Below are 12,302 nucleotides of genomic sequence, written 5' to 3'. Positions count from 1 at the left end.
ATATCCTCATACAGGTTGAACGGTTGGGGCAGTCATTGCTTGTTGATGACTGTGAAAAATTTCCAGATTGATAATGGCGTCCGGTTTGAGATTGCCGGGTTCGCGATGGCTCAGCATGACAAGGGTTGTCGCTGGCAATTCTTGACGCAACATATCCAGAAGCTGTACTTCCGAAGCACAATCAAGCGCACTGGTTGCCTCATCCAAAAACAACCATTCCGGTTTGTTGATCAAGGCACGCGCAAGGGCAAAGCGCTGCATTTCACCGCCCGAAAGCCCCCTTGGCATCGGCGTGCTATCCAGGATTTCAAGATTAGCCGGAATGAGTTTCGACAGGCCGGTTTTTGTAAGCGCATCCGTGATTTGACTATCATAAACGCCTGCGGGGGACGCCGGATAACAGATGGATGCTTTGAGACTGCTATTAGGCAGATAAGGCTTTTGTGACAGAAAAAGTGACGATGCAGCGGGGCGAAAAATTTTACCGGTGGCACTTTTCCAGGCACCGGCAATCAAGCGCAGCAAGGTTGTTTTGCCAAGACCGGAAGCCCCGCGCAACCACACAACTGTTCCTGCTTCAATGGAAAGCTCAGGGATTTGCAAGAGTTGCTGTGCATCGGGGGTGTGTAAGGTCACATCGCTCAACGACAATGCAGTGGTTGCCGACATTTCTGTGCTGATATTATTTTCAGCCCCTGCGGCCTTTGCTTTTTCGATGAAATTGGAAAGGCGGGAGATGGCTGAAACCAGCTCGGCAAGTTTTCGATAGCTGAAGATAAACCATGACAATGTGGTGGCAACCTGCTGAGATGCACTGCCTAATTGCATGAGACCGCCAAAATTGACCGCACCAGCAAAATATCCAGGCAATGCCAAAAACATAGGGATGCGCAGGATAGTGGAATAATAAGGGCGGGTGAAAAGCCCTAATTGAACTTGTCGACGCAACAAACGAAACCTGTTGTTGCAGACGGCCAGAAACTTTTGGTCAAGTTGTTCCCGTTCGCTTTGTTCGCCACTCATGATGGCAATTTCGGCAGCATTCTGGCGCATATGCGCCATACCAAAACGAAAATCTGCTTCCCTTTTCTGTTGTTCAACAAAGGTTTCTTTTAAGCGCCGGCCGAATAAATGGGTAATGAGTGAGGAGAGGAAAACATAAGCAAAAGGCGCCCAAACCATATAGCGCGGGATGCTGATGTCATAACCAAAGAGCTTGAATTCGAGCGCAAATGTTGCAAGCCCCCATAAAACGATCACATAAGAAAATAACCCGATAATACGTGTGATAAGTTCAATACCTTCACTGAGTGTATGTGTGACAAACATGGCGCAATCTTCGGCGATACGCTGGTCGGGATTATCCGGTTTTTCGCTCTCGGATTTAAGCGATAAAAACCAATAGGCTTTATTGCTGAGCCAGGCAGTGAGGGCAGCATTTGTCAGGCGTTCGCGCCAGCGGATTTCCAGCCAGCCTTTGGCATAAAATTCGATGAGATAAATACCGACATTACCGGCAACGATCATGCCAAAAATGGTTAATTGATGCAGTGTTTCATCCAGATTACGTTGTTCGACTGCATTGTAGAAACCTGCTGTCCATTTAATAAGCTGAATGCTTAAGTAAATGCTGAGCATTTCCAGCGTGAAAATAACGGCCAGCAATGCCCAGTTTAGCACTTTGCCGGAGCCTTGGTTGCAATAGGTCAGTAATGTCCAGAATTGTGTAAGTAATCGCATTGCCGTTGCCAAAATGAATAAACCGGAACAGCTTGAATAAAGCTGCTCCGGTATCAGGTTTCAGGTCTGTTTAAAAACGCATGGTTGCGCCAAGTTTGAACGTACGCCCCGGTGCAGTCTGTAATTCCAACGGATTGGTGCCCTTAACATTATCCGCAGGGTTCATGGCATAATTGGTCAGAGTGTTCGGGAAGTAGCGCTTGTCGAAAATGTTCTCGACACCAAAATTAATGTCGATATTTTTCGTTGGTTTCCAGCGTGCATAAGTGTCAAACACTGCATAGCCGGAAGGCTTGTAAGCATTGGGGTCAGCGCGACGGCTCGGGCCTTTGGCAAAGGTGCCGACAAATTCGGTTTCCATGTTCCAGTCCGGAATGAGATAACGCAAGCCCAAGACAGTGGTAAGCGGTGTCGCACCATCAAAAGGTGTTTTATCGGCGCCTGGTGTCGAGCGCTGGTCGCCACGCATATAGGAGAGGGAGCCATGGGCGTAGAGATTGTTGTAAATCTCATATTCTCCGCCAAACTCGATACCCCAGACTTTAACACTGGAATAGTTATAAGATGTCATTGTGTCAGGCATGCCCGGAACGTCCTGCCAGATCTGGATAAAATCATCATAGTCTGAATAGAAACCTGACAGGCTGAAATAGCCGCGATCAAATTCGCCGCGGATACCCGCTTCATAACTTTGTACAGATTCCGGCTTCAAATCAGGGTTAGGGATAATCTTGAAGAATGCACTTTCAGATGCCGAAAACATCTGTGAGGATGTCGGCATTTTGAAGCCTTCACCATAGGAGCCGAAGACAGAGTAATTATCGTCGAGCTTATATGTTGCGCCTAAGCGTTTGATCAGCCGTGTCTTGTTGATTTTCTCTGGACTAAAACCAGTGACCGGCACATGGGCATTATCTTTGGTCGGGTCAATCGAATAGGTCGCAAGACGTAAACCCGGCGTAATGGTCAGGCGATCATTCAGCAGTTTGATTTCATCTTGTATGTAAATATCGGCGCGTACCGTATCCACCCGCGGGAAACTGAAGCCTTTGCCATGCTCGGTTTTGACAGTGCCATCGTTTAAGTTAGTGGTGATATTGGTGCCGTCATAATCGGTTTTGGCAAAGTCACCGGCAAAACCATAAATGAGCTTATGTTGTGTTTCACCAAGGTCAAATGATGAAGTAAGCTGCACATCCCCTTGGAGAAATTTTTCGCTGTAATTACGGATAGTTTCATAGCGCTCACGCTTCACAGGTGTTTGCGTGCTAAATTTACGGATCTGATTGCCGAACGTGTCACGCTTTTGCGGTGAATAAGAAATGCTCCATTTGACCTCTTCGAGCCATTCGGCTGGTGTTGACCAGCGATGCTCCAATGCAAAGCGGGAGCGCTGCATTTTCAGCGAGCGGTCATAGCTCTCATTTTCATATTTTGTCGCACTGGAATCGTAGATCTGTTCAATATCAGTCGTGCGATCAAACCATTCGGCGGTAAATTTAATTTGGTGATCGGCACTCGGATCCCATTGCAGTTTCATTAAGCCATTATAAGAACTGACATCCATCGGCATGGTTTTGTTACAAGGCCAGATGGAACCGCGAGGGCAGCCCCATATCCCGCCATCAGCACGCGCTTTTGTCATTCTTGGTTCTGAGGCGCTGATATGTCCGAAACTCCCGAGTATTTTAAAATCACCTGCCTCAGCAGCGCCTGTAATCTGCTTACGAAAGGATTTGTCAAAACTGTCATAGGCAAGCTTGCTTTCAACAGCCCATGGCTTGGTGCCATCCAGCAAATCATCCGGATCAAGTGTTCTGAAGAAGACAACACCGCCAAGTGCATCCGCACCCCAAAGCACGGAATTGGGGCCACGGGTGATTTCAACGGATTTCATGTTGAACGGATCGACAAAATCGCGGCTGCCATCGGTGATACGTTCTTGAACGCGGGCACCATCGACTAGCATCTGCACACGGTTGCCGCCGACACCGCGAATATTAAAGCCGGTTAGCTGTGCAAACGGATTTGTCATGGACGTTTGGCGATCCACATTAACACCAGGCTCATAGCGCACCAAATCCTGAATATCACGCACCTGATGGCGCTCAAGGGCATCACGATCAATCACGCTGATCGACATCGGCACGTCCAGCACGTTTTTGGTAGCGCGCTCAGAGGAAACGGTGATCATTTTTAGTTTGAGCGCTTGTACGTTTTCGGCTTCAGCGGCTTGTTTGTCTGACTGCTCAGATGATTGCGCTTGTGTGGATTGGGCCTGAGATTGGATCCGAGTTTGGGTTTGAGATTGGGCCTGAGCTGCCGTGTAGGCAAAAAGTGCAACTGAGGCAGAAAGCGCGCGCAAACAATGGCGATGGAAAGAACTGTCGGACAATAAATTTGCCAGCATGATACCCTCTATATGAGTTGGGAAATATCGCTGGCTGGCTTTTTTGGCTCGCTGGCTAAAACTTGAGTTAAATAGTCAATATTATTAAAGTTACGCTATTGCAAGCCTTCTTGATGAAAAGATTATGGGCTGTGCATATGATTTATTAATATCCGAAATGTTTGATTTTTAATGAGAAACACCCCGCCTCATGGCGGGGTGTTTGTTATTAAAACTATAGTGCGATTTATTTTTTGTTGGCCTCAACCTTTTGCGATGTAAGAGCAAGTGGTAGCGCAAGGATACCACAAGTGAGAAGCAGGCCTCCCAATTGCTGCCACCATCCGGCGAGCACAAGTCCGGCGCCCAGCAGCAGATAATAAAAGAGACCTAAGATCGCACCCGCAGTGCCGCGCCGATCAGCATAAGAAATGAGCGCTTTGGCCAGAATGTTGGGAATAGCAATTCCATAGGCGAGCACCACCAACATCACGGGCAAGACAAACAGCCAGCTTGCTTGCAGAAGTACAGTTAGCGCACCGCCAACAAGCATCAGGCTTGCTGCCAGTATTACTAATTTCTCACATGACCAATTGCGCTTTAACAAACGCTGATTGAGGAGTGAGCCAAGCAACACGCCGAATGCTAGTAATAAGCCGCTATAACCGAACATTTCTGCTGTCAGATTGAGACGTTCAAAATCAAATGGTGCTAGCTGATAATAGCCAAACAAAGCCAGATTAAACAGTGCCACGAGGCAAGCGGTGCGCCAGATGGAGCTGTCTCGCAGCATGATCAGCAGTGTCTCGACAAAAGGTGCCGGTGTGCTGCGGGTTGTTTGTGTTTCCGGTAATTGGATGACAGACCACAACAGCAAAAGCACAGCCAGAGCGGCAAGTCCTGCAAACATGCCTTGATATCCAAAATGGCTTGTCAGCAGCGAGCCGGCCATCATGCCGATAGCGGGGCTGACCGCCAGTGCTATGCCCATAATGGAAAAGACCTGTGCCAGCTTTTTGCCGTCAAACATATCGCGCATCATGGTTTGTGTGCCCACCGAGCCAACGGCAGCACCAAAGGCTGCCACCATGCGTGCAAGCATCAGCATTTCAAAATTTGGACTTATCAATGCCATCAGAGAAGCTACCATATAGAGGAAAAGTCCGATTAGCATGGTTGGTCTGCGGCCAAGGCTGTCGCATAAGCGTCCCCATACCACCACGCCGATGGCAAAGGCTAAAAAGTAAAAAGAAAGCGTTTGGCCTGCCTGTTCTGGCGAGACAGCAAAGCTTTGTGCGATTTGCGGCAATGCGGGGCTATAGATGGTTTCTGCAATTTGCGGGAACATCATCAAACCTGTTGCAAGCGGAATGGTAAGATTACGTTTCATATCAATCATGCCTGTTTGTTTTTAACTGTTGGCATGGATATGGCAAATGCAATTAAGTCGTGTTACATATATAAAGACTAATAATATCAAAAATGAGACTATTATGGCGTGGCTGAAACAGCAGGATGTGTTTGATGCTGATAGTATCGGTAATCAGCTTATCGGTATTGCCGCTGATATGGGCATGCACGATTCCGGCTGGCATCAGCATCAAATGGGGCAGTTTTTATTCACACAAGGAGGCTGCATCACTATCCGGTTGAATGATCGCTTATGCCTTTTGCCACCAACACGACTGGCGTGGATACCTCCCTGTACCCCTCATCGTGCGATTATGACGGAAACGGTTGATTATCGCTCGGTTTATATTGATTTGGCACTGCATTCGAACCTGCCGGAGCAAGTGGAAGTGATGACGGTGACACCACTTTTACGCGCTGTATTAGAGCGAATTGCGGTTGCAGATTTCAATACGGATTGGAGCAAGGGGGCTAAAGCCAATATCTTGGCGGTTTGTCTTGATGAAGTAGCGGTTGCGCAACGTGAGCCGATGCTTTTGCCTTTGCCGTCGGACCGGCGCTTGAGCGGGCTGGATATGGATGAGCTGCCGCCGCCTTTACATGAACTGGCACAAAAAGCAGGTGCGAGTGAAAAAACAATTTTGCGGATTTTTCGTAAAGAAACAGGTATGACTTATCAGCAGTGGCGCCAGCAATGGCGTTTACTGAAAGCTATTGAATTATTGGCATCGGGTGAAACAATTACTGCTGTTGCATTTGAGCTGGAATTTGCCAGTGACAGTGCCTTTATTGCATTTTTTAAAAAGATGACTGGCTATACGCCACGCGTTTTTATGCGTTTTTAAGTGTTGATAGTTGTCACGTTTTTATCATCCCCTTGATTAGCGCTGGCAGAAAGCGTAGCAAACCCCGACTGGCTGGTTTATCTGTCAGGTCACCGCATATAAGAATAAGGAGAGCTGTTGTGGCTTCAAAAATAGCTGATATTCAAGAGACACAACAAGCCGCAACGGAACTGGCGATTGAGATCCGTAATCTCTCGCATAGTTATGGCGAAAAGAAAGTTCTCGATAATATCAATTTGCAAGTCAAAAAGGGCTCAAGTTTTGCGCTTTTGGGGCCTAATGGTGCCGGTAAAACCACGCTTTTGAACATTCTTTGCACGCTGATGAAGTTTGATCAGGGTGCAGCGCTGATGGATGGCGCGGATGTGGTCAGGCAATCGGTTAAAGCGCGTCGTTCTATCGGGGTAGTATTTCAAACGTCCAGCCTTGATGACCGTTTGAGCGCGGATGAAAATCTTGAATTTCACGGCCTTGTCTATGGTATGAGCAAAAAAGAGCGCCGCGAAGCTATGGATGCGGTGCTGGAACTGGTGGAACTGAGCGAGTTTCGTGAAAAGATTGTGCGCGAATTTTCCGGTGGTATGCGCCGCCGTCTGGAAATTGCCCGCGCTTTGATGCACAAGCCTGCCATTTTGCTGCTGGATGAGCCGACTGTGGGGCTTGATGCACAGACACGCCAGCGCATCTGGCGTTATTTGCAGGATATGCAGATCAATGAAGGTCTGACTGTTTTGACCACTACCCACTATATTGAAGAAGTGGAAAGTGCCGACCAGATTTGCATCATTGATCATGGACGCATTTTGGCAGAAGGCACACCGGAAAGCCTGAAAAATCAATATGGTAAAAGCTGGCTGCATGTGACGCCGCTCAATAGTGATGTGGTTGCGGAGATCAAATCGCGTTTTGCCAATGTACAGGCACTGACTCATAATCGTTATGCCATCGAAATTCCGGATACAGCAGAACTGAACGCTTTTTTGGAAGAGTGCAGCGATCAGATTGAAGAAGCACGTCTTGACGCGCCGTCATTGGAAAGTGTTTTCCTGTCATTAACGGGGCGCGAGTTGCGTGACAAAGCTTCAGGTGTACGCATCTCCGAGCAGCAGGCTGGCAGACGAGCAGGGCGCAGATGATTTTAAGCTTACGCCTTGGCTTCTTTGTTTTGTTTTTAGCAGTTTGGTGGGTGATTTCCCTCAAAGTGCCGCAAGGCTTGTTTGCCTCGCCTTATGAAACATTGCTGGCCGGCCAACAAATGCTGGCGGAAAAGCGCTTATGGACAGCTTTGCTGGAAAGCATGCGGGTTTATTTCAGTGGCACTTTAATCGCAGCTTTTGTAGGCATTTTCATCGGTGGCTTAATGGGCAGCATCCGCACCTTCGGGCGTGCGGTGGATGTCTATGTTTATGCGCTGGCCGCAACACCGCGTGTCGCTTTCGTGCCGATGATTATTGTGTTGTTGGGTTTGGGTGTCTCGGCAAAAGTGTTCATTGTCTTTTTAGGCGCGGTGATGCCGGTGATTATCAATACCTATAAAGGTGTGCAGCAGGCCGATGAAAATCTGATTGAAATGGCGCGCTCAACCGGTGCAGGACAGGCACGAATTGTGCGCCATATTATTATTCCGGGTGCTATGCCGTTTATTCTGGCGGGGCTTCGTCTCAGTGCCACGCTGGGGCTGATTAATACGATTGTTGCCGAGCTTTATACGGCTGTTTCCGGCCTTGGCGGTTTGCTGAATATTTATGGCAGCAGCTTCCGTATGGCTGAATATTTTGTGGTGGTGATCATCCTCGCTTTGTTAGGGGTGGTGGTCAATGAAGGTTTGCGCCTGCTGGAGCAGCGTATGACGCGCTGGCAGGTGTCACGATGATCAATAATTTTGACAATGGAGCCTTTGTTTTCATTTGAAAACAGGCAGACAGTTCAATCAGGTAGATGGAGCATTTACATGCGCTTTGGTAAATTTGTTGGTATGACGGCTTTGGCCGCAATTGCTGTGGCTGGCTCGCATATGCAGGCATTGGCTGAACCGTTTCGTATGATTATCACCGATATGGAAACACCGCTGGTGCCTAATTCGGTTGTCGATCTGGCGCTTAAAGGGGGCTATTTCGAGCGTGCCGGTGTGGATGTGGAATTGATCCGCGTACAGCAAACCCCGATGGCATTGGCCGCATTGCAATCCAATGAAGGGGAAATGGCCAATATTGCCACTGAAGCCTTGGTGCAACTGGTAGCACGCGGCACGACCAATTTGCGTGCGGTGACATCACCCAACAAAGCACTGCCTTATCTGATCGCAGCCAAAGAAGGTGTAAAATCCATTGAGGATATCAATGGCAAAAGCTTTGGTATCGGCCGCATCGGCAGTCTTGATCATTCGCTCAGCACCAAAGTTTTGAGCGGTAAAGGCGTTGATACGGAAAAATTAAGCTGGGTAGCGCTTGGTCAGCCGAATATCCGTGCGCAGGCACTGAAGGCTGGTCAGATTGATGCCACCACCATGTCGATCGGTGCGCTGTTGGCATTGCCGGGGCATGAAACTCTGCCAGTTCTTGTCAATGTTGATGATTATTTTGCAGCAGCACCTGTCACCAGCAAGGTTAATGCGGTGACGGTTGAGACTTTGGAAAAGCGGAAAAGTGATGTTGAAAAAGTCATCGAAGCTTTGACACTTGCAGCACGTGATTTTGCTGAAAAGCCGGTAAACTGGGCAACTGTGATGAAAGAAGCCCGCCCTGATGTGAAGCCTGAGAGCCTGGACGAGCTTTCAAAAGCGTTTGCTAAAAGCTGGACAGTGAATGGCGGTATTCAGAAATCCGAATTGGAATTTACCCAAAACTGGCTTTACCAGACCAAGGAATTTGAAGGCCTGCGTCAGGTTGAGCTGACAGAATGGGTTGATTTTGCTCCTGTTGACGCAGTGCTGAAAAAAATCGGTACGGCGGAAAACCTTGATACGGTTTCCCGTTAAGACGGTTCGGATCACAGGCTAAAGCATGTTGTTAACCCCGCCCCATATCGTCATAGATGCTCTGTCGCATGCGTTTTCTGATAAGAAGAAAACGCATGAAGGCAGTGTTATGCCGGTATTGCAAAATATCAATTTGAGTGTGCGGCGGGGCGAGACGATTGTTTTTCTGGGGCCGTCAGGCTGCGGAAAGACAACGCTTTTGCGGCTGATTGCCGGCTTGATCAAATCGGATCAGGGGTCGGTGCTGGTTAATGGTGCAGCCCCCCAAGCGGGTATCGGCAGTGCGATGATGTTTCAGTCTTTCCGCTTGCTGCCGTGGAAGAGTGTGCGCGAGAATATTGCTTTTGCATTGCCGCATCTATCTGCCGCTGAGCGCGTCGCACCGGTGGATAAGGCATTGCATCAGGTGGGGCTGACACGGTTTGCCAATTATTATCCGGCGCAATTATCGGGTGGCATGTGCCAGCGTGTAGCCTTGGCGCGCGCGCTGGTGATGGAGCCTGATTTGTTGCTGATGGATGAACCCTTTGCAAGCCTTGACGCGCAATCACGCGAGCTGATGCAGGCGGAAACATTGCGTCTGACGGAAAAGCAGCTAGCAACCGGCAGTGATGACGTGCATCAGGCAAAAGCGACTTTGATTTTCGTTACGCATAGCGTGGATGAAGCGCTGATTATGGGTGACAGAATTGTGCTTATGGCACCGCGTCCGGGCCGTATTCATGAAATTATCGATGTGCCGTTTGAGCGCCCGCGTTTTATGAATGACCCGCGCGATGTGCCGGAATTTACCCGATTGCGACAGCATTTATGGGCAAGTTTACGTGAGATGGTACTGTCTGATCCGCAATCAGACTTTTATGGCCGTGGCAATGAAGGCATTGCATCATGGTAGAAATTTTAAAATATCAGGCAGCGCTCTTGGTAATCAGCAGCGTTTTGTCAGGCATGGAACGGGTTTAAGATGAAACAGATACTGCCTTTGATGCGCGGCGTTTACGGCATTTGGCTGCGCGAAGTGATGCGCGCAACACGCGATCGCGGCCAGATGGTGGGTGGTGTTTCACGCCCGATCATATGGCTTCTGGTGCTAGGTATCGGGCTAAACCCTTATTTCCGCGGCGAAATTTATGGGGAGGTGCGCTATGTTGTGCCTTACACCTATTTGCAGTTTCTGTTTCCGGCGGTCATTGTTCTCAATATTATGTACACCTCGATCCAGTTCGCGGTTTCGGTTATTTGGGATCGTGAGTTTGGTTTTTTACGTGAAGTGCTGGTTTCGCCGATGCCACGTTGGCTGATCCTGCTCGGTAAAGTGCTGGGTGGCAGCACAGTTGCAACGGGACACGGCATTCTGGTACTGATTTTAGCCCGTTTTGCTGATGTGAACCTCTCATATGATCAGGTTTTCATCGCCATCGTGTTGATGTTCTTTACTTCTTTTGCGCTGACCTGTTTTGGTGTGCTGTTGGCAGCGCGTGTGCGCAGCTTTGAAGGTTTTGGCGTCTTTTCCAATACAATCATTTTGCCGCTTTATTTCACGTCATCGTCAATCTTTCCGCTTGATCCATCGTTAAGCCGCACGCAAGCCGTGAGCATGTATCCGGAATGGCTGGTGATGGTAGTGCGCGCTAATCCGATTACTTATGTGGTGGATGCACTGCGTGGTGTGCTGATTGATTTCAACCAGTTCACTCCTTGGCTCGGGCCGGTGATTATTGCTGGTATGGCAATTGTCTTCTTTACCCTCGCATTATTAGATTTCCGGCGGGCGTAAAATGGCAAAGAAACCAAGCCGCTGGAAACACTGGCGCAGTACAGTCATCAATTTGGGCATCATTTTTGTGTTGCTTTTGGCGGTGAGCTTTTTGCCGGCAGACACATCGCTGTCGCAGATCAAAGATCGTGGTGCTTTAAAATTATGTGTGCCGGCAAGTTATCCGCCTTTTGTCACCGGTGATCCTGAGCATCCGGGCTATGATATTGAACTGGTGCAAGCGATAGCTGATAAACTCGGTGTGCGGTTAGCGATCAACAAAATGGAATCGATAGGCCGCGATTTTAACCCGCGCAACTGGATGCTTTCACGCGGCCAATGCGACATGCTGGCAGGCGGCGTGGCCGATACTGTGCGGATGCGTAATTTTATGCAGACGATTCCAACGGATATTCAATTGGGTTGGATGCTTTTGTCACCGGATGGTCATATCCCTGTAAAGGGCGATCAAATTTTTGTTATTCCTGGGAATACAGGGCTGAATCGACTTGAATTGTCGGGTTGGTTGCGTAATCAAGGGCTGAACGCTCGGTCAATTTCGATGAGGGCAGGCGAAAAACAGGTTGCGCAACAAGTTTTTACAGCTATTGCTAATGGAGATATGCAGGGGCTTGTGGCGGAAAACTTTACCGCTTGTTCATTGTTGAAGGCTAAGGGCACTGAAACAAATGTTAAAGCGTCTTGGGTTTTCTCAACGGAAACTGAGAAAACTGACGGACAAATGAAAGGCTCAAGCGCCGGTGAAACTTATTCTATGGCGCTGAGTTTGTGGAAAGGTGACGTGACTTTGAAAAGAGCTGTTGAAAAAGCTTTGCAGCAATTGGATAAGGACGGAAAAATAGCAGAATTGCGTGAATTTTATATGGGTGGTAGTATTATTTGCGATAATTAAGTGTATTGTATAGAACTTTAGTTTGATAAAAAGATCAGTCGGGGGACTTCAGTAAGCAAGTGGCGGAGCAAAACGCAAAGCGTTGAGCAATGTATTCTGTGACGCCGCAAAAGCTAATAACAGGCGAAGGCAATATTTGTAAAAATATTGTTGTCGTTATAAAATAAGCTTGCTCGGTAAAACCGGAGATTTCTCTCAGGAAATTTCTGACTTTATCGAGATTTTAGGAAAACTGATGTCCGGCAGGCGCGAATGCCTTGGTGGATGATGTT

10 protein-coding genes are annotated in these 12,302 nt (G+C 48.4%); 7 read left to right on the top strand and 3 right to left on the bottom strand.

Annotated elements, in window-relative coordinates; genetic code table 11:
* Positions 1–6: 6 nt before the first annotated feature.
* The 3 genes from ABDZ76_RS13555 to ABDZ76_RS13545 form a co-directional block, all read right to left on the bottom strand.
* Positions 7–1,740, bottom strand: a complete 1,734-nt coding sequence (locus ABDZ76_RS13555) for an ABC transporter ATP-binding protein/permease (RefSeq protein WP_343806409.1) — start codon at positions 1,738–1,740, stop codon at positions 7–9.
* A gap of 70 nt (positions 1,741–1,810) precedes the next feature.
* Positions 1,811–4,150 carry a TonB-dependent hemoglobin/transferrin/lactoferrin family receptor gene (locus ABDZ76_RS13550; RefSeq protein WP_343806407.1) on the bottom strand — a complete coding sequence of 780 codons (2,340 nt, stop codon included), beginning with the start codon at positions 4,148–4,150 and terminating at the stop codon, positions 1,811–1,813.
* A gap of 226 nt (positions 4,151–4,376) precedes the next feature.
* Positions 4,377–5,519, bottom strand: coding sequence for a multidrug effflux MFS transporter (locus tag ABDZ76_RS13545; protein ID WP_343806405.1), 1,143 nt, complete (start codon positions 5,517–5,519; stop codon positions 4,377–4,379).
* 103 nt (positions 5,520–5,622) lie between these two features.
* Between ABDZ76_RS13545 and ABDZ76_RS13540 the strand changes: the two genes are divergently transcribed.
* The 7 genes from ABDZ76_RS13540 to ABDZ76_RS13510 all read left to right on the top strand — a co-directional run bounded on the left by ABDZ76_RS13540 (position 5,623) and on the right by ABDZ76_RS13510 (position 12,030).
* Positions 5,623–6,384, top strand: a complete 762-nt coding sequence (locus tag ABDZ76_RS13540) for an AraC family transcriptional regulator (RefSeq protein ID WP_343806403.1) — start codon at positions 5,623–5,625, stop codon at positions 6,382–6,384.
* 119 nt (positions 6,385–6,503) lie between these two features.
* Positions 6,504–7,520, top strand: coding sequence for an ABC transporter ATP-binding protein (locus ABDZ76_RS13535; protein ID WP_343806401.1), 1,017 nt, complete (start codon positions 6,504–6,506; stop codon positions 7,518–7,520).
* Positions 7,517–8,257, top strand: coding sequence for an ABC transporter permease (locus ABDZ76_RS13530; protein ID WP_343806399.1), 741 nt, complete (start codon positions 7,517–7,519; stop codon positions 8,255–8,257). The genes ABDZ76_RS13535 and ABDZ76_RS13530 overlap by 4 nt, the downstream gene beginning before the upstream one ends.
* Before the next feature lie 78 nt (positions 8,258–8,335).
* Positions 8,336–9,361 carry an ABC transporter substrate-binding protein gene (locus tag ABDZ76_RS13525; protein ID WP_343806396.1) on the top strand — a complete coding sequence of 342 codons (1,026 nt, stop codon included), beginning with the start codon at positions 8,336–8,338 and terminating at the stop codon, positions 9,359–9,361.
* A gap of 25 nt (positions 9,362–9,386) precedes the next feature.
* Positions 9,387–10,256: an ABC transporter ATP-binding protein gene (locus ABDZ76_RS13520; protein WP_343806394.1), complete on the top strand. Its 870-nt coding sequence runs from the start codon at positions 9,387–9,389 to the stop codon at positions 10,254–10,256.
* Positions 10,257–10,325: 69 nt separating this feature from the next.
* Complete coding sequence (locus tag ABDZ76_RS13515) at positions 10,326–11,138, top strand: ABC transporter permease (protein WP_343806392.1); 813 nt, start codon at positions 10,326–10,328, stop codon at positions 11,136–11,138.
* A gap of 1 nt (position 11,139) precedes the next feature.
* Entirely contained in the window at positions 11,140–12,030 is an 891-nt protein-coding gene (locus tag ABDZ76_RS13510; RefSeq protein ID WP_343806390.1) for a substrate-binding periplasmic protein, read from the top strand.
* Positions 12,031–12,302 lie beyond the last annotated feature (272 nt).

Source organism: Paenochrobactrum glaciei (genome assembly GCF_039522165.1).
GTDB classification, from domain to species: domain Bacteria; phylum Pseudomonadota; class Alphaproteobacteria; order Rhizobiales; family Rhizobiaceae; genus Paenochrobactrum; species Paenochrobactrum glaciei.
This window is presented reverse-complemented; position numbering and strand designations above follow the sequence as displayed.

What these genes read in the sequence shown, in the direction of transcription:
- ABDZ76_RS13555 (WP_343806409.1), bottom strand. Translation starts at nt 1,740, where the DNA reads ATGCGATTACTTACACAATTCTGGACATTACTGACCTATTGCAACCAA.
- ABDZ76_RS13550 (WP_343806407.1), bottom strand. Translation starts at nt 4,150, where the DNA reads ATGCTGGCAAATTTATTGTCCGACAGTTCTTTCCATCGCCATTGTTTG.
- ABDZ76_RS13545 (WP_343806405.1), bottom strand. Translation starts at nt 5,519, where the DNA reads ATGAAACGTAATCTTACCATTCCGCTTGCAACAGGTTTGATGATGTTC.
- ABDZ76_RS13540 (WP_343806403.1), top strand. Translation starts at nt 5,623, where the DNA reads ATGGCGTGGCTGAAACAGCAGGATGTGTTTGATGCTGATAGTATCGGT.
- ABDZ76_RS13530 (WP_343806399.1), top strand. Translation starts at nt 7,517, where the DNA reads ATGATTTTAAGCTTACGCCTTGGCTTCTTTGTTTTGTTTTTAGCAGTT.
- ABDZ76_RS13525 (WP_343806396.1), top strand. Translation starts at nt 8,336, where the DNA reads ATGCGCTTTGGTAAATTTGTTGGTATGACGGCTTTGGCCGCAATTGCT.
- ABDZ76_RS13520 (WP_343806394.1), top strand. Translation starts at nt 9,387, where the DNA reads ATGTTGTTAACCCCGCCCCATATCGTCATAGATGCTCTGTCGCATGCG.
- ABDZ76_RS13515 (WP_343806392.1), top strand. Translation starts at nt 10,326, where the DNA reads ATGAAACAGATACTGCCTTTGATGCGCGGCGTTTACGGCATTTGGCTG.
- ABDZ76_RS13510 (WP_343806390.1), top strand. Translation starts at nt 11,140, where the DNA reads ATGGCAAAGAAACCAAGCCGCTGGAAACACTGGCGCAGTACAGTCATC.